This window comes from Curtobacterium sp. BRD11, from assembly GCF_031844345.1.
Lineage (GTDB): Bacteria > Actinomycetota > Actinomycetes > Actinomycetales > Microbacteriaceae > Curtobacterium.
This window is the reverse complement of record NZ_JAUZUZ010000001.1, coordinates 672,320-689,308: the sequence shown is the minus strand read 5'-3', so window position 1 is coordinate 689,308 and position 16,989 is coordinate 672,320. Positions and strand designations below refer to the sequence as shown.

The window sequence follows — 16,989 nt, the reverse complement described above, 5'->3', positions numbered from 1 at the left end:
CAGACCCAGACCGAGCAGGAGGCGAACCATGGCTGACCCGAAGGGCTTCCTCAAGGTGCAGGAGCGCGAGCTCCCGCCCCGCCGTCCCGTGCCCGTGCGCCTCATGGACTGGAAGGAGGTCTACGAGCAGCAGGAGTCCGGTGCCCTGAAGCGACAGGCCGGTCGCTGCATGGACTGCGGCGTCCCCTTCTGCCACCAGGGCTGCCCGCTCGGGAACCTCATCCCGGAGTGGAACGACCTGACCTGGCGCGGTGAGGGTCGACAGGCGATCGAGCGTCTGCACGCGACCAACAACTTCCCGGAGTTCACCGGGAAGCTCTGCCCGGCCCCGTGCGAGGCGTCCTGCGTGCTCGGCATCAACCAGCCGCCGGTCACGATCAAGCAGGTCGAGGTCTCGATCATCGACGAGGCGTACAAGAACGGCTGGGTCACCCCGCACCCGCCGGAGCGCCTGACCGGCAAGACCGTCGCGGTGGTCGGGTCCGGCCCCGCCGGTCTCGCTGCCGCACAGCAGCTCACGCGCGCCGGGCACACGGTCGCCGTGTACGAGCGCGACGACCGCATCGGCGGCCTGCTGCGCTACGGCATCCCGGACTTCAAGATGGAGAAGCGCCAGATCGACGCGCGCCTCGCCCAGATGCAGGCCGAGGGCACCCGCTTCCGCGCCGGTGTGGAGATCGGCGTCGACATCACCTGGGACGACCTGAAGTCCCGCTACGACGCGGTCGTCGTCGCGACGGGCGCCACGGTGCCGCGCGACCTGCCGATCCCGGGGCGCGACCTCGAGGGCGTCCACTACGCGATGGACTACCTCGTCCAGCAGAACAAGGCGAACGCGGGGACCACCGTCGACAACCAGCTCACCGCCGAGGGCAAGCACGTCGTCGTCATCGGCGGTGGCGACACCGGCGCCGACTGCATCGGCACGGCCCACCGTCAGGGCGCCCTGAGCGTGACGAACCTGGCGATCGGCAAGCAGCCGCCGCTCGAACGTCCGTCCGAGCAGCCGTGGCCGATGTTCCCGACGGTGTTCGAGGTCACGAGCGCCCACGAGGAGGGCGGCGAGCGGCACTTCCTGGCGTCGACCGTCGAGTTCCTCGGCAACGCCGCCGGCGAGGTCCGCGCGCTCCGGGTCGCGGAGACCGAGTACCTCGACGGCCGGCGCGTGCCGAAGGCGGGCACCGAGCGCGAGATCCCCGCCGACCTGGTGCTCATCGCGATGGGCTTCACCGGTCCGGAGACCGACACGATCGAGCCGCAGCTCGGGCTCCCCGCCACGGTGTCGGGCGCGGTCGCCCGCCAGGCCGACTACTCGACGAACGAGCCGGGCGTGTTCGTGGCGGGCGACGCCGGCCGTGGCCAGTCGCTCATCGTCTGGGCCATCGCCGAGGGACGCGCGGCTGCGTCCAAGGTCGACGAGTACCTCGAGGGCTCGACGATCCTGCCGGCGCCCGTCAAGGCCACCGACCGCGCGCTCACGGTCTGACGCCGTGAACGCCCCCGGAACACCGGTCCACCGATGAGCAGCAGGCCACCGGCACTCGATAGGGTGCTGGTGGCCTGCTCTCGTTCCGCGCGGCCCCACAGCGCGGAAACCGGCACCACCCACCACACGAAGGAATCCATTGAGACGCGCAAAGATCGTTTCGACGCTCGGTCCGGCTACGTCGGACTACGAGACCGTCAAGGAGATCATCGAAGCGGGCGTCGACGTCGCCCGCCTCAACCTCAGCCACGGTGACTACAGCGTCCACGAGGCCAACTACGAGAACGTCCGTCGCGCCGCGGAGGACCTCGGCAAGCCGGTCGCGATCCTCGTCGACCTGCAGGGTCCGAAGATCCGTCTGGCGAAGTTCGCCGACGGTCCGCACGAGCTCGCGGTCGGTGACGTCTTCACGATCACGACCGAGGACGTCCCCGGCTCGAAGGAGATCTGCGGCACGACGTTCAAGGGCCTGCCGCAGGACGTCAAGCCCGGTGACCCGCTGCTCATCGACGACGGCCGTGTGCGCCTGCGCGTGCTCGACACCGACGGCGTGCGTGTCCGCACCGAGGTCGTCGTCGCCGGTACGGTCTCGAACAACAAGGGCATCAACCTGCCCGGCGTCGCCGTCAACGTCCCCGCGCTGAGCGAGAAGGACGAGGCGGATCTCCGCTGGGCGATCCGTCAGGGCGCCGACCTCATCGCGCTGTCGTTCGTCCGCAACGCCTCGGACGTCGTCCGCGCCCACGAGATCATGGACGAGGAGGGCAAGCGCCTCCCGATCATCGCCAAGGTCGAGAAGCCGCAGGCCGTCGACGCCCTCGAGGAGATCATCGACGCCTTCGACAGCATCATGGTCGCCCGTGGTGACCTCGGCGTGGAGCTCCCGCTCGAGGCCGTCCCGATCGTGCAGAAGCGCGCCGTCGAGCTGTCCCGCCGCATGGCGAAGCCGGTCATCGTCGCGACGCAGATGCTCGAGTCGATGATCTCGTCGCCGATCCCGACCCGCGCCGAGACCTCCGACGTCGCGAACGCCGTCCTCGACGGCGCGGACGCCGTCATGCTCTCGGGCGAGACCAGCGTCGGCGAGTACCCGGTGCAGACGGTCCGCACCATGGCCCGCATCGTCGAGTCGACCGAGGACCACGGCCTCGAGCGCATCGCGCCGCTCGGCACGAAGCCGCGCACGCTCGGTGGCGCGATCACGCTCGCCGCGGTCGAGATCGCCGAGTTCACCGAGGCGTCGTACCTCTGCGTCTTCACCGAGTCCGGCGACTCGGCCCGCCGCATGTCCCGACTGCGCCACGGCCTGCCCATCATCGCCTTCACCCCGAACGAGGCCACGCGTCGCCGCATGGCGCTCACCTGGGGTGTCCGCTCGTTCCTCGTGGAGCGCAAGACGCACACCGACGAGCTGTTCTCGCAGGTCGACGACGTGCTGCTCGCGAACGGCCTCGCCGCCCCCGGCGACCGGGTCATCGTGACGGCCGGTTCGCCCCCCGGACTCGAGGGGTCGACGAACGACCTGCGCGTGCACCGCGTCGGCGACGCGCACGCCGAGGCGGCTCCCGCCTACGTGCGGGACTGACCCCGGTCACCACGCCGACAGGGCGCGGACGGGAGGCACGGCGCGACACCGCGCACGGCCTCCGGTCCGCGCCCTGTCGCGTGTCCGCCCGTGCGTCGCGTCGAGTCACCGGCGTGCCGACACGCCGGCGTCGCCGCGAGACGGGCCGGAGCGAGCGAGACGCCGTCGGATCCGGCGGCGTCTCGTCGGGACGGCGGCGTCTCGTGGGGACGGCGGCGTCTCGTCGGGACGGCGGCGGCGGTCTCGACACGCAGGAACCGGCCACCCGCGGTGCGGCGCGACCGCGCGTCGGGCCGAGCGGGCAGGATCGGTGCTGTGAGCCTCCAGGACGACCGCCCCACCGCACCCACCGCAGCGGACGTCCGCCGCTGGCGCCGCTACCTGGCGGACGAGCGGGCGGAGGCCGCGGTCTACCGGAACCTGTCGACCCGCAGGACCGGTGAGGAACGCGAGATCCTGGCCGCACTCGCCGACGCCGAGGGTCGGCACGAGCAGCACTGGCTCGACCTGCTCGGTGACGACGTCGGGCGGCCGCTCCGCGGCAGCCTCCGCACCCGGGTCCTCGCCGCGCTCGCGAAGCGGTTCGGTTCCGTGTTCGTCCTGGCGCTCATGCAGCGTGCCGAGGACCGTTCGCCCTACGCCGACGACGACGACGCGACCGCGCGCATGGCGGCCGACGAGCGGATCCACGGCGAGGTCGTCCGCGGCCTCGCGAACCGCGGGCGCATGCGGTTGTCCGGCACCTTCCGCGCAGCGGTGTTCGGCGCCAACGACGGACTCGTCTCGAACCTCGCGCTGATCATCGGCATCAGTGCCTCGGGCGCCGATCGGCACTTCGTGCTGCTCAGCGGCATCGCCGGGCTGCTCGCCGGCGCGCTGTCCATGGGGGCGGGGGAGTACGTCTCGGTGCGGTCCCAACGCGAGCTGCTCGACGCCTCCGCACCCCACCCCGAGGCCGGGCGCGCGGTGGCCGACCTCGACGTCGACGCGAACGAGCTCGCGCTGGTCTACCGGGCCCGGGGCATGGACGAGGCCGCGGCGCAGGAGCACGCGGCCGAGGTCCTCGGCGGTCGAACGGTCTCGGCAGCCGCCGCGACCGACGACCACGAGGCGGTGGGGAGCGGCACGAGTGCGGCGGTGTCGAGCTTCTGCTTCTTCGCCTCGGGCGCGATCATCCCCGTGCTGCCGTACCTGTTCGGGCTCGAGGGCTGGCCGGCGATCGTGCTCGCGGCCGTGCTGGTCGGCATCGCGCTCCTCGGCACCGGCGCGGTCGTCGGCGTGCTCAGCGGCGCGTCGCCGCTGCGGCGGGCGCTGCGCCAGCTCGCGATCGGCTTCGGCGCCGCCGTCGTGACGTACGGCCTCGGCCTGCTGTTCGGGACGGGCAGCGCGTAGCCGTCACCCGGCCAGGCCTGCTGTTCGGGACCGGCAGCGCGGAGTCTGCACCCGGTCGGCGGTCACCGGTCGTCGGGGCTGGCGACCCTCACCGCCGGTCGGTGCGACCGGTGCCGACCGCCTCACGGCGGACCGCAGCGCGCGGCGGCAGCAGGAGGAGCGCGGCCGCGCCGACGCCGATCAGCGCGATGCCGGAGAACACCGTGAAGACCGACAGCGCGAGCGCCGGCGCGACGAGCACGACCACGCCGCCGATGCACGACAGCAGGCCGCTCACCACGGTCGGCGATCGCGAGGAACCGGGGTGGCCCACGACGGCACCGACGAGCGCGGCGACGCCCTCCACGAGGAACCCCACCCCGGCCAGCACCGCGTAGACGAGGAGCGGGACGGCGGGAGCGAGGAGCGCGACGAGTCCCGCCACCCCGACGAGCCCGCCGACGGCACCCGCCGTCCACCGCCACACCGCGGACGTCCCGTGCCCGCGGACCGCGGCGACCACGCGCATCGTGCCGGCGACCACGAGGTAGACGCCGAAGACGAGGGCGACGAGCACGATCGACGGCGCGGGCCAGACGACGGCCACGATGCCGAGCACGATCGCGACGACGGCCGTGGCGACGACGAACGCACGGAAGGACCGCACGGCGCGAGAGTCCACGGGTGCCCCTTCCGCTCGGTCCGCGAGGACACCGACGGTACCCGGGGGCGGTCGCCGGTGTCCGGGGGAGGCCGCGGGCGCTCTGGGGAGGTCACGGGCGCCCGGGGCGGTCGCCGGCGCCCGGGGTCGCCACCCGGCGCAACCGCTTGCAACCCCCGGCGTCGTACCGTCGCCGCAGGTGCTGGACCAGCGCCACCGACAGCGTCGTCGAAAGGTGTCCACCATGACCATCGCAGCATCGCCATCGACCTACGCCGCACCCGGCGAGGACGGGGCGCTCGTCTCCTACCGTTCCCGGTACGACCACTTCATCGGCGGCGAGTACGTCCCGCCCGCCGGCGGCCGGTACTTCGAGAACCCCACGCCGGTGACGGGCAGGGTCTTCACCGAGGTCGCCCGGGGCGACTCGACCGACGTCGACCGGGCGGTGGAGGCCGCCTGGAGGGCCTTCCCCGCCTGGTCGCGCACGAGCGTCGCCGAGCGCGCCGGCATCCTCAACCGGATCGCCGACCGGATGGAGGCGCACCTCGAGGAGCTCGCGGTCGCCGAGACCTGGGAGAACGGCAAGCCGATCCGCGAGACCCTCGGCGCGGACATCCCGCTCGCCGTCGACCACTTCCGCTACTTCGCCGGGGCGATCCGCGCGCAGGAGGGCTCGACGGGGGAGATCGACCACGACACCGTCGCCTACCACTTCCACGAACCGCTCGGCGTCGTCGGGCAGATCATCCCGTGGAACTTCCCGATCCTCATGGCGGTGTGGAAGCTCGCGCCCGCCCTCGCCGCCGGCAACTGCGTCGTGCTCAAGCCCGCGGAGCAGACGCCGGCGTCGATCCACGTGCTGGTGGAACTGATCCGCGACCTCGTGCCCGCCGGGGTCCTCAACGTCGTGAACGGGTTCGGCATCGAGGTCGGCGCGCCGCTCGCCCAGCACCCGGACGTCCGCAAGGTCGCCTTCACGGGGGAGACCACCACCGGCCGGCTCATCATGCAGTACGCCTCGCAGAACCTGATCCCGGTGACGCTCGAGCTCGGCGGGAAGAGCCCGAACGTGTTCTTCGCCGACGTCGCGCAGGAGCGGGACTCCTTCTACGACAAGGCCCTCGAGGGGTTCGCGTTCTTCAACCTCAACCAGGGCGAGGTCTGCACGTGCCCGTCCCGGGCGTTGGTGGCGCGCGAGATCTACGACGGGTTCGTCGCGGACGGGCTCGACCGGGTGCGCGCGGTCAAGCAGGGACACCCGCTGGACCCGGCGACGATGATCGGTGCGCAGGCGTCGAACGACCAGCTCGAGAAGATCCTGAGCTACATCGACATCGGGAAGCAGGAGGGGGCGAAGCTGCTGACGGGCGGCGAGCGGGCGGACCTCGGCGGTGACCTGTCCGGCGGCTACTACGTGCAGCCCACCGTCTTCGAGGGCGACAACGCCATGCGCATCTTCCAGGAGGAGATCTTCGGCCCCGTGCTCGCGCTCACCAGCTTCGACGGCTACGACGACGCCATCCGGATCGCCAACGACTCCCTCTACGGGCTGGGTGCCGGGGTCTGGAGCCGCGAGGCGACGACGCTCTACCGCGCCGGGCGTGACATCCAGGCCGGTCGCGTGTGGTCGAACACCTACCACCAGTACCCGGCCGGAGCGGCCTTCGGCGGGTACAAGCAGTCCGGCATCGGGCGCGAGAACCACAAGATGATGCTCGAGCACTACCAGCAGACGAAGAACCTGCTCGTGTCGTACGCCGACGGTCCGATGGGCTTCTTCTGATGCCCGACCCGGACCGCCCGGCCGCGGCGCGCGTCGCGGTGACGCCGGCGGCGGGGGAGCTCCTGCGCTCCCTCGCCGCCCGGCACGGGCCGCTCATGTTCCACCAGTCCGGCGGCTGCTGCGACGGGTCGAGCCCGATGTGCTACCCGGTCGGGATGTTCCGGACGGGGCCGGCCGACGTGCTCCTCGGCGCGCTCGACGTCGACGGTGCCGGCCCCGTCGAGGTCTGGATGTCACGCGCGCAGTTCGAGTACTGGAAGTACACGCACCTGACGATCGACGTGGTCGACGGTCGGGGCGCGGGCTTCTCGCTCGAGGTGCCGGAGGGCAAGCGGTTCCTCACGCGGTCGCGCATGCTCACCGACGACGAGCTCGACGACCTCGGTCTGGTCCCCGCGGACCACCGGACGTAGGCTGACCCCGTCGACCGCGACGACGCGGCGGACGTCTCGTCACGAGGAGGCCCGATGCGCGCACCCGCGGGGCTCCGTCCGCTCGTCGCCGCGTCCTGGCGTCGTTGTGCCCGGGTCGACCCGGACGACCGGCCGTCGCTGGCGCTGGGGCCCGACGAGCTCGACGCGCTCCGCCGCCACGGGCCGCTCGGGACGGCACTGCCCGTGGTGCGGCGGCTGCTGCTCGACGACGTGCGGTCCGCGGGGTGCGTCGTCGCCGTCACCGACGCCGCCGGGCGTCTCGTCTGGGTCGACGGCGCGCGTCCCGCCCGCAGCGCAGCCGAGGACATGGGCTTCCTGCCGGGTGCGGACTGGGCGGAGGAGCGCGCGGGCACGAGCGCGCCCGGTACGGCCCTGCGGCTCGACCGGGCGGTGCAGATCCACGCGGACGAGCACTGGGCGACCGCCGTCAAGGCCTTCTCGTGCACGGCGGTGCCGCTCCACGACCCGACCGGCGCCGTCGTCGGGGCGCTCGACATCACCGGCGACGCGCGCGCGGTCGAACGCCACACCCTGCCGCTCCTCGTCGCCACGGCCGCGGTGGCCGAGGCGGAACTGGCACTCCGGGCGGTGCAGGGCCTCCGCACCCCCGGACCGACCGGGGACGTGCCCCGTGGACGCGGCCGCGGTGCGCCGTGTCCGGCCGTCGGACTGGCCCTCCTCGGCTCGGACACCGCGACACTGACCTCCGACGGGCGCACGGTCCGGCTGTCGGAACGGCACTCGGAGATCCTCGCGGTGCTCGCATCGACGCCCGGCGGCCTCGCGGCGGCGGACCTGGCGGTCGCCGTGTACGGCGACCGCGGTGCCGTCACCACGCTCCGTGCCGAGGTGGTGCGCCTGCGTCGCGTGCTCGCGGCGCACGCCCCCGGTGCGACGGTGACCTCGCGACCGTACCGACTCCAGGGGCTGCGGACGGACGTCGACTCCGTCCTGTCCGCGCTCGACCGCGGGGCGCGCCTCCAGGCCGTCGACCGGTACGTCGGCCCGGTCCTGCCCGGTTCCGTCTCGCCGGGCGTCGACGACCTGCGCGACCGGGTCAGGACGCGGTTCCGTGAGGCGCTCGTCGCCGACGGTGGCGTCGAGGCGCTCCAGGCGTGGGCGCGGACGGCGGACGGCGCCGCCGACGCGCAGGTGCTGCGCGCGCTGCTCGCGGTCCTGCCGCCGCGGTCGCCGCGTCGGTCGGCCCTGGTGGCGGCGATCGAGGCGCTCGACGGATCGTGACGGGCGACCCGGCCCGGCCGGGAGGCGCGCCACGCGTCGACCGTCCGGCCGACGACGTGCGCCTCCCGCACCGGGTCGTCCCGCTCAGGACCCGGAGGTCGGTGCCGGGGTGGCAGAGCCGTCCGTGCCGCCGTCCCGGTCCGGCTGCGGCGGCTCCGGGGCGTCCGTGCCCTTCGGCGGCGTGGGTGCGTCGCTCTCCTCCGGCTTCGGCGCGTTCCCGTCCTTCGGCTTCGGCGCGTCGGAGCCCGTGGGCGGCTTCGGGGCGTCCGCGCCCTCCGGCGGGGCGGGGACGGCGCCGTCCTTCGGCTTCGGGGCGTCGCCGGCCGCGGGCGGAGCTGCCACGCAGCCCGGAGCCGGAGCGGCGCCCTCCGCGCCCTTCGCGCCGGGACCGGGGGCACCCTTCGTGCCCGGAGTGGGAGCACCGGAGGGTGCGCCACTCGGTGCGCCGCTCGGCGCTCCCGTCGGTGCGCTCGTGGCACTCGGTGCGCCGGAGCCGTCCGCGACGGCAGCGGTGACGCCGAGCCCGCCGAGGAGCAGCGCCGCGGCGGCCGCGGAACCGATCCCCACGCGACGCAGGGTGCGCCGACGGCGGTCGGGCGCGGTGACGGGCTGGTCGTGTCGTTCGTCCTGCATGGTGTGCCTTCCGTGTCGGTGTCGGCGGACCGGGGCGGTCCGGCGACGAGGACGACGGTCGAGCTCGAACCTGAAGCAGGACTGAAGCACAGGCTTCGTCCAGCGTCCTCCATGCTGCTTGCGGGCAGTGCCCACCTACCGTGTCCGCCGTGAACGCACCCGCACGTGTCCTGGTGGTCGAGGACGACGACTCCCTCCGCACCGCCGTGGCCGCGACCCTGCGCGCCGAGGGGTTCGTCGTGACCGAGGCCACCGACGGCCGGGCGATCGCCGAGGACCTCGACCGCGCCGCTCCCGACCTCGTCCTGCTGGACTGGATGCTGCCCGGACCGAGCGGCATCCTGCTCGCGGCACGGATCCGGACGCGGTCGGACGCCGCCGTCGTGATGATGACCGCCCGCGACGAGCTCGACGACCGGCTGCGCGGCTTCGCCGAGGGGGCCGACGACTACGTGGTGAAGCCGTTCGCGATGGCCGAGCTCGTGGCACGCGTCACGGCCGTGCTCCGCCGCCGCGGTCGGGTCCCGTCGGTGATCGAGGTCGGCGACCTCGTGCTCGACCCGGAGGGCGCGACCGTGCGACGCGCCGGCGTCCTGCTCGACCTGACGGCCACCGAGTTCCGGCTGCTGCGGTTCCTCGCCGAGAGCCGTGGCCGGACCGTCTCCAAGGGGCAGATCACGACGCAGGTGTGGGGCTACGAGGACATCGCGCCGAACCTGGTCGAGGTCCACCTCAGCGCACTCCGCCGCAAGATGGAGGTGCACGGTCCCCGGCTCGTGCACACGGTCCGCGGGCTCGGGTACCGGCTCTCCGTCGACCGGGGCGCGGCGTGACCGCGGTCGACCGACGGCTGCGCACGTCCTCGCTGCGACTGCGGACCGTGGTCGCGGTGCTCGTGCTGCTCGCGGTGCTGCTGGCCGGGCTCGTCGTCGCGGTCGAGGCGGTGCTCGGCGCCCGACTGCGTGCACAGGTCGAGGACCGACTGCGGGACCGGGCTGCCGCCGCTGCCGCACTCGTGGGGGTGCTCGACGCGGACGACCTCGCCGACCGCTTGTCGGCGCAGGGCCTCTCGGTGCGGATCGTGCAGCCCGACGGCGCCGCGGTCGAGGCCGGGCCGACACCCGACCAGCTGCGCTCCGGACCGCCCGACCCCGGGCAGCTCCCGGGTCCGGCGCCGCGCGACCGGTCGTCCTCCAGCGGCTCGACCGGGGCTGCCGACGCCGGTGCACCGGCGTCGTCCGGTGCGACGGCGTCGTCGGGTGCGTCGGCGTCCTCCGGTGCATCGGCATCCTCCGGTGCGACGGTGGTGTCGTCGCGTGCCAGTGAGGACGACGGCGTGCTCACACTCCGGTCCGTCCTCGACGACGGCACACGCATCACGCTGACCGCCGGCACCCGCGACGTGCAGGAGACCCTGACGCAGCTCGGCTGGGTGATGGGCGGTGCGTCCGCGGTGTTCCTGGGTGTCGCCGTCGTCGGAGTGGTCCTGGTCGTGCGGCGCGCGCTGCGCCCGCTCGACGAGGTCACCGCGACGGCCCGATCGATCGCCGACGGTGACCGTGGTCGGCGGTTGCGCCCTGCCAGGACGGACACCGAGATCGGCCGCGTCGCCGCCGCGTTCGACGAGATGCTCGACGCCGTCGAGGGCGCCGAAGCGCAGGCCGTGGCCGCTGAGGAACGGGTCCGGGGCTTCCTGTCGGACGCCGCACACGAGCTCCGCACGCCCGTCGCCGGCGTCCGCGCAGCGGCGGACACGCTGGTCCGGAGCGGTGGCGACGACCCGGCGACGACCGAGGTGCTCGCGGTGCACGTCGTCCGCCAGGCCGACCGCGCGGCGCGCCTCGTCGACGACATGCTCACGATGGCGCGACTCGACCGGGGGATCGCGCTCGACCGGCGGCCGACCGACCTCGTCCCGTGGCTGCGCGCCGAGGTCGACCGGCTCGAGCTCCGGCTGCCGGGGATCACCATGCACCCCGGACTCCCGACCGAGCCCGTCCCGGTCGAGGTCGACGCCGACCGACTCGCGCAGGTGCTCGGCAACCTCGTCGACAACGCGGCGCGGGCCACGGGCGGGACGGGGACGGTGCGGCTGACCCTCGGCACGGACGCCGACGAGGCGACGCTCGTGGTCGAGGACGACGGGCCCGGCATCCCCGTCGGCGACCGGGAGCGCGTGTTCGACCGGCTCGTCCGACTGGGGGAGTCGCGGGACGTCCGGTCGGGTGGTGCCGGACTCGGCCTGCCGATCGCCCGCGGCATCGCGGTCGCCCACGGTGGCACGCTCGTCCACGACGACGACGGGACGCTCGGCGGCGCGCGGTTCGTGCTCCGCCTGCCCCGCGCGACCCGCGCCGTCGACCCCGGGTCGGGCGCGGACCGGGGTGTCGCTCCGGCCCCGGTGTCTGCCACGATGGGGACGTGAGCGCTCATCAGGAGAACGGACGGATCGTCGCGGTGAGCCGCGACGCCGAGCACCGCTTCAGCAAGCCCGTCGTCGAGGAGATCACCCTCGTCGCGGGGTGGGGCGTCGACGGCGACGCGCACGCCGGGACGACCGTGCAGCACCGCTCCCGCGTCGCCAGGGACCCGTCACAGCCGAACCTGCGGCAGGTCCACCTGCTCCACGCCGAGGTGTTCGACGAGGTCGCCGCCTCCGGGCACACCGTCGTGCCGGGGGACATGGGGGAGAACGTCACGACCCGCGGCGTCGACCTGCTCGGACTGCCGACCGGGGCCCTGCTCCACCTCGGTGACGCGGCCTGTGTGCGCGTGACCGGGCTCCGGAACCCGTGCCAGCAGATCAACGACTTCGACCCGGGGCTGCTGCGCGCGGTCCTCGGCCGAGCGGAGGACGGCACCGTGGAGCGCAAGGGCGGCGTGATGGGCGTCGTCGTGACGGGGGGCATCGTCCGCGCGGGCGACGCCGTCCGGGTCGAGCTGCCCGAGGGAGCGCTGCAACCGCTCGCCCCGGTGTGAGGACCGGGGGCGCGGCCGGGCCCTGCTAGCCTGGAGCCCTCGCGAGTGTGGTGGAACGGTAGACACGGGGCACTCAAAATGCTCTGCCTCACGGCGTGCGGGTTCGAGTCCCGCCACTCGTACAAGGTCGCTCACGGCGTGCGGGGCTGGCGTACAAGGTCGCTCACGGCGTGCGGGGCTGGGCACACCGAGCGTCCCGCCACTCGTACAGAAGTTCGTCGAACCGCGCATCCACAGCTGACGGAAGCCACGCGCTCCGTCTAGTAGGCTCTCGGTCGTGAGTGACACAGAAGCAACCCCCGCAGCACCGCGTCGCGTCGTCGTCGCCGAGGACGAGTCGCTCATCCGTCTCGACATCGTCGAGATCCTCCGCGACAACGGGTTCGACGTGGTCGGGGAAGCCGGCGACGGTGAGACCGCCGTCCAGCTCGCGACCGACCTGCGCCCGGACCTCGTCGTCATGGACGTCAAGATGCCCCAGCTCGACGGCATCTCCGCTGCCGAGAAGCTCTCCAAGAACCACATCGCTCCGGTGGTCCTCCTCACGGCGTTCAGCCAGAAGGACCTCGTCGAGCGCGCGACCGAAGCCGGTGCCCTGGCCTACGTCGTGAAGCCCTTCACCCCGAACGACCTGCTCCCCGCGATCGAGATCGCCCTCTCGCGGCACCAGCAGATCATCACGCTCGAGGCCGAGGTCGCCGACCTCGTCGAGCGGTTCGAGACCCGCAAGCTCGTCGACCGCGCCAAGGGCCTGCTCAACGAGAAGATGGGCCTCACCGAGCCCGAGGCGTTCCGCTGGATCCAGAAGGCATCGATGGACCGTCGTCTGACGATGCACGACGTCGCGAAGGCGATCATCGAGCAGCTCAGCGCCAAGAAGTAACGAGCAACCGCTCGCTCACGCGGAGAGCGCCGCCGGACACCGTCCGGCGGCGCTCTCCGCGTTCCGGACCCCGCGGACGTCGGTGTACGGGTACCGGCCGACATCACGCCGGTCGATCGTCACGTGCAACGTCGGACGATGCGCCTGCACCGGGTACGCGCGCATCGTGCGACACCGCACCTGTCGAACGACGCGTTCCGTGTCGGAGACCGCGTGCAGCGGCAGGGCCGCGGCAGAGCGCCGGACGGGAGGCGCGGGTCGGACCCGCCGCAGCCGCGCCACGTGGCAGGGTGGGGGCATGGACGACGTGGTGATCCGTGCCTCCCGGCCGGAGGACATGCCGACGGTGGCCGATCTGCGTTGGCGGTGGAGCGTCGAGGAGGACGGCGCCGTGCCCACGGTGACGCCCGACGAGTACCGCGAGGCAATGTCGGCCTTCGCCGCCGAGCACGCCGACTCGCACCGGTGCGTGGTCGCGGAGCGCGTCGGGGAGGTGCTGGGGATGGCGTGGCTCGCCGTGCACCCGCGGCCGCCGGCGCCGCACCGGCCGCGCGGACGCGTGACCGCCGAGTTGCAGACCGTGTACGTGCACCCCGACCTGCGCGGCGGGGGCGTCGCCGCACGCCTGGTCACGGCCCTGCTCGACATCGCCGACGAACTCGGCGCGGAGCGCACCGCGGTGCACTCCAGCGTCGCCGGTGAGACGCTCTACCGTCGGCTCGGGTTCGGCGATGCCCGCCTGCTGCTGCAGCGACCGCCCGAGGACTGAACCGCTAGCGCCGCTCGCGGATCATGTTCGTGATCCGCACGGTGGAGCAGCGTCGGCCCTCGTCGTCGGTGAGCACGATCTCGTGCGTGGTGAGCGTGCCGCCGAGGTGGATCGCCGTGCAGGTCCCCGTGACCCGGCCGCTCGTCGCACTGCGGGAGTGCGACGCACTGAGCTCGATGCCGACCGCGTAGCGGCCGGGCCCGGCGTGCACGTTCGCAGCCATCGACCCGAGGCTCTCGCCGAGCACGACGTACGCTCCGCCGTGCAGCAGCCCGACCGGCTGGCGGTTGCCCTCGACGGGGATCGACCCGACGGCGCGCTCCGCGCTCAGCTCGGTGATCTCCATGCCCATCTTCGTGGCGAGTTCGCCCATGCCGCGCTCGGACAGCCGTTCGTCGACGGCTCCGGAGGTGGTCGGTTCGTGGGTCACGTCGTCGGTCACGCTCGCGGACTCCCGTGTCGGATGGCGTCGGTAGGCTGTCCGGGTGTCGGACTCCGCAAAGCCTACCCTCATGGTCATCGACGGCCACTCGCTCGCCTTCCGGGCCTTCTACGCACTGCCGGTCGACAGCTTCGTGAACCGCGAGGGGCAGCACACGAACGCCATCCACGGCTTCATCTCGATGCTGCTCATGCTCCTGCAGCGCGAGAAGCCGACCCACCTGGCGGTCGCGTTCGACATCTCCCGCTTCTCGTTCCGCACCCGCGAGTACGAGGACTACAAGGGCACCCGCTCGGAGACCCCGCCCGAGTTCAAGGGCCAGATCCCGCTCCTGCAGCAGGCGCTCGAGGCGATGGGCATCACGACGGTGACGAAGGAGGACTACGAGGCCGACGACATCCTCGCCACCTTCGCGCGACAGGGTGCCGAGCAGGGGTACCAGGTGTACGTGGTCTCGGGTGACCGCGACTCGATCCAGCTCGTCAACGACGACGTCACGCTGCTGTACCCGTCGGTCCGCGGCGTCTCCGAGCTCACGCGCTACGACCGCGACAAGGTGTACGAGCGGTACGGCATCGAGCCGCACCAGTACCCGGACATCGCGGCGCTCGTGGGGGAGACCAGCGACAACCTGATCGGCATCGACAAGGTCGGCGAGAAGACCGCGGTCAAGTGGGTGACCGCGTACGGCTCCCTCGACGGTGTCCTCGAGCACGCCGACGAGATCAAGGGCGTCGTCGGGAACAACCTCCGCGAGCAGAAGGACCGGGCGATCCGGAACCGCAGGCTGAACCGGCTCGTGAACGACGTCGAGCTGCCCGTCGGACCGGCCGACGTCGCCCTCCGCCCGCTGGACGAGCAGGCCGTCCGCGACCTCTTCGCCAAGCTGCAGTTCCGCACGCTGCTCGACCGGGTCTTCAAGGTCGCCGGTACCGGTGAGCCGAGCGAGGCGAGCGATGCTCCCGGCTCGGTCGACAGCGGCGCGCCGACCCCGCCGAAGGTCACCACGGTCATCGACGAAGAGCTCGGGTACTGGCTCGAGCGCAAGGGTGCGAACGACGCCGAGAACGGGTTCGGCGTCGCGGTCGAGGTCATCGACGGCCGGCTCAGCGCGATCGGCATCGCGACCCACGACGACGCCGTCCTGGTGCCCGGCGGCAGCGGCGCGAAGGACTACGAGCAGCTCGCCGCGTGGTTCGCCTCCGACGCCCCGAAGCACTTCCACGACGCCAAGGCCGCCATCAAGGCGCTCGGCACGGTCGGCATCACGGTGCGGGGCATCGCCGGGGACGCCCGCATCACCGGGTGGCTCGCGCAGCCGGGCAAGCAGGGGCAGCCCCTCGCCGACCTCGTGTACCAGGAACTCGGCGAGGAGCTGCCGACCGCCGACCCGAACCAGCTCGTCCCCGAGACCGAACCGGTCAACGTCGGCGTGCACGCCTGGTACGTCCTGCGGGTCGACACCGCGCTGCGCTCCCGCGTCGACGAGTCCTCGCTGCGGGTGCTCGACACGATCGAGCTGCCGCTCGTCCCGGTGCTGGCGGGCATGGAGACCATCGGTGTCGGTATCGACCGCCCGGTCCTGACCGGGCTGTCGCACGACCTGGGGGAGCGCGCCGCCGAGCTCGCGCAGCAGGCCTTCGCCGAGATCGGCCACGAGGTGAACCTCGGCTCGCCGAAGCAGCTGCAGGAGGTCCTGTTCACCGAGCTCGCGATGCCGAAGACCCGCAAGACGAAGACCGGCTTCTCGACCGACGCGGCGAGCCTGGCCGACCTGCAGGAGCAGCACCCGCACCCGTTCCTCGGACTGCTGCTGCAGCACCGCGACGCCACGAAGCTCCGGCAGATCGTCGACACGCTCGACGCCGCGGTCGTCGACGGACGCATCCACACCCGCTACGAGCAGACCGGCACGAGCACCGGCCGGGTCTCGTCGACGGACCCCAACCTGCAGAACATCCCGGTCAAGACCGCCGTGGGTCGCCGCATCCGGTCGGCCTTCGCGGTCGCCGAGCCGTACACGACGCTCGTGACCGCCGACTACTCGCAGATCGAGATGCGCATCATGGCGCACCTGTCCGGCGACCCGGGGCTCATCCAGGCGTTCAACGAGGGCGAGGACCTGCACCGCTTCGTCGGTGCCCGGGTGTTCTCGGTCGAGCCGGCGGACGTCACGCCCGAGATGCGCACGAAGGTGAAGGCGATGTCGTACGGCCTGGCCTACGGCCTCAGCCCGTTCGGCCTGTCGAAGCAGCTCCGCATCGAGCAGTCCGAGGCGCGCACGCTCATGAACGAGTACTTCGCCCGCTTCGGTGCGGTGCGCGACTACCTCCGAGGCGTCGTCGAGCAGGCCCGTGAGGACGGCTACACCGAGACGATCTTCGGTCGCCGGCGTCCGTTCCCGGACCTGAAGAGCCCGAACCGCGTCCTCCGCGAGAACGCCGAGCGCGCCGCGCTGAACGCGCCGATCCAGGGGTCGGCCGCCGACATCATGAAGATCGCGATGCTCGGCGTCGACGAGGACCTCCGCGAGGGATCGCTCGAGTCGCACCTGCTGCTCCAGGTGCACGACGAGCTCATCCTCGAGGTCGCTCCCGGCGAGCAGGAGCGCGTCGAGGAGATCCTGCGCACCCGGATGGGCGCGGCTGCCGAGCTGAGCGTCCCGCTCGACGTGTCGGTCGGCGTCGGCCCGAACTGGGAGTCCGCGGCGCACTGACG

General features: G+C 72.8%; 15 protein-coding genes and 1 tRNA gene. 13 read left to right on the top strand and 3 right to left on the bottom strand.

Annotated elements, in window-relative coordinates; genetic code table 11:
• The first annotated feature begins 28 nt into the window (after positions 1-28).
• The 3 genes from Q9R28_RS03130 (at position 29) to Q9R28_RS03120 (ending at position 4,463) form a co-directional block, all read left to right on the top strand.
• A complete protein-coding gene (locus Q9R28_RS03130; RefSeq protein ID WP_066654496.1) occupies positions 29-1,486 on the top strand; it encodes a glutamate synthase subunit beta in 1,458 nt (485 codons plus the stop codon).
• Between the two features lie 139 nt (positions 1,487-1,625).
• A complete protein-coding gene (gene pyk / locus Q9R28_RS03125) occupies positions 1,626-3,071 on the top strand; it encodes a pyruvate kinase (protein WP_066654495.1) in 1,446 nt (481 codons plus the stop codon).
• A 315-nt stretch (positions 3,072-3,386) separates the two neighbouring features.
• Positions 3,387-4,463 carry a VIT1/CCC1 transporter family protein gene (locus tag Q9R28_RS03120; RefSeq protein WP_066654492.1) on the top strand — a complete coding sequence of 359 codons (1,077 nt, stop codon included), beginning with the start codon at positions 3,387-3,389 and terminating at the stop codon, positions 4,461-4,463.
• 88 nt (positions 4,464-4,551) lie between these two features.
• Here Q9R28_RS03120 and Q9R28_RS03115 read toward each other — a convergent pair whose 3' ends face one another.
• A complete protein-coding gene (locus Q9R28_RS03115) occupies positions 4,552-5,124 on the bottom strand; it encodes an HdeD family acid-resistance protein (protein WP_158407755.1) in 573 nt (190 codons plus the stop codon).
• Between the two features lie 223 nt (positions 5,125-5,347).
• Here Q9R28_RS03115 and Q9R28_RS03110 point away from each other — a divergent pair, with 223 nt between their 5' ends.
• Genes Q9R28_RS03110 through Q9R28_RS03100 form a run of 3 tightly spaced genes read left to right on the top strand, consistent with a single transcriptional unit; the run spans position 5,348 to position 8,565 of the window.
• Positions 5,348-6,889, top strand: a complete 1,542-nt coding sequence (locus tag Q9R28_RS03110) for an aldehyde dehydrogenase family protein (RefSeq protein WP_311205447.1) — start codon at positions 5,348-5,350, stop codon at positions 6,887-6,889.
• Complete coding sequence (locus tag Q9R28_RS03105) at positions 6,889-7,302, top strand: DUF779 domain-containing protein (protein WP_251155023.1); 414 nt, start codon at positions 6,889-6,891, stop codon at positions 7,300-7,302. Before Q9R28_RS03110 ends, Q9R28_RS03105 begins: the two co-directional genes overlap by 1 nt.
• Positions 7,303-7,356: 54 nt before the next feature.
• Positions 7,357-8,565 (top strand): GAF domain-containing protein, encoded by a 1,209-nt coding sequence (locus Q9R28_RS03100; RefSeq protein WP_251159772.1) that lies wholly within the window; start codon positions 7,357-7,359, stop codon positions 8,563-8,565.
• An 84-nt stretch (positions 8,566-8,649) separates the two neighbouring features.
• Here Q9R28_RS03100 and Q9R28_RS03095 read toward each other — a convergent pair whose 3' ends face one another.
• Positions 8,650-9,198 (bottom strand): hypothetical protein, encoded by a 549-nt coding sequence (locus Q9R28_RS03095; RefSeq protein WP_251155021.1) that lies wholly within the window; start codon positions 9,196-9,198, stop codon positions 8,650-8,652.
• Positions 9,199-9,347: 149 nt separating this feature from the next.
• Here Q9R28_RS03095 and Q9R28_RS03090 point away from each other — a divergent pair, with 149 nt between their 5' ends.
• The 6 genes from Q9R28_RS03090 (at position 9,348) to Q9R28_RS03065 (ending at position 13,829) form a co-directional block, all read left to right on the top strand.
• A complete protein-coding gene (locus tag Q9R28_RS03090) occupies positions 9,348-10,031 on the top strand; it encodes a response regulator transcription factor (protein WP_235426333.1) in 684 nt (227 codons plus the stop codon).
• Positions 10,028-11,623, top strand: a complete 1,596-nt coding sequence (locus tag Q9R28_RS03085; RefSeq protein WP_311205446.1) for a HAMP domain-containing sensor histidine kinase — start codon at positions 10,028-10,030, stop codon at positions 11,621-11,623. Before Q9R28_RS03090 ends, Q9R28_RS03085 begins: the two co-directional genes overlap by 4 nt.
• Positions 11,620-12,177, top strand: coding sequence for an MOSC domain-containing protein (locus Q9R28_RS03080; protein ID WP_066654478.1), 558 nt, complete (start codon positions 11,620-11,622; stop codon positions 12,175-12,177). The genes Q9R28_RS03085 and Q9R28_RS03080 overlap by 4 nt, the downstream gene beginning before the upstream one ends.
• Before the next feature lie 41 nt (positions 12,178-12,218).
• Positions 12,219-12,299 (top strand) — tRNA-Leu (locus Q9R28_RS03075).
• Positions 12,300-12,454: 155 nt separating this feature from the next.
• A complete protein-coding gene (locus Q9R28_RS03070) occupies positions 12,455-13,060 on the top strand; it encodes an ANTAR domain-containing response regulator (RefSeq protein ID WP_022903868.1) in 606 nt (201 codons plus the stop codon).
• A 298-nt stretch (positions 13,061-13,358) separates the two neighbouring features.
• Positions 13,359-13,829, top strand: coding sequence for a GNAT family N-acetyltransferase (locus Q9R28_RS03065; protein ID WP_066654475.1), 471 nt, complete (start codon positions 13,359-13,361; stop codon positions 13,827-13,829).
• A gap of 4 nt (positions 13,830-13,833) precedes the next feature.
• Here Q9R28_RS03065 and Q9R28_RS03060 read toward each other — a convergent pair whose 3' ends face one another.
• Positions 13,834-14,202 (bottom strand): hotdog fold thioesterase, encoded by a 369-nt coding sequence (locus tag Q9R28_RS03060; RefSeq protein ID WP_311205552.1) that lies wholly within the window; start codon positions 14,200-14,202, stop codon positions 13,834-13,836.
• Positions 14,203-14,314: 112 nt separating this feature from the next.
• Here Q9R28_RS03060 and polA point away from each other — a divergent pair, with 112 nt between their 5' ends.
• The gene (polA, locus tag Q9R28_RS03055; RefSeq protein WP_251155017.1) at positions 14,315-16,987 is read left to right on the top strand and encodes a DNA polymerase I; all 2,673 of its coding nucleotides are present in this window, start codon (positions 14,315-14,317) and stop codon (positions 16,985-16,987) included.
• The last annotated feature ends 2 nt before the right edge of the window (positions 16,988-16,989 follow it).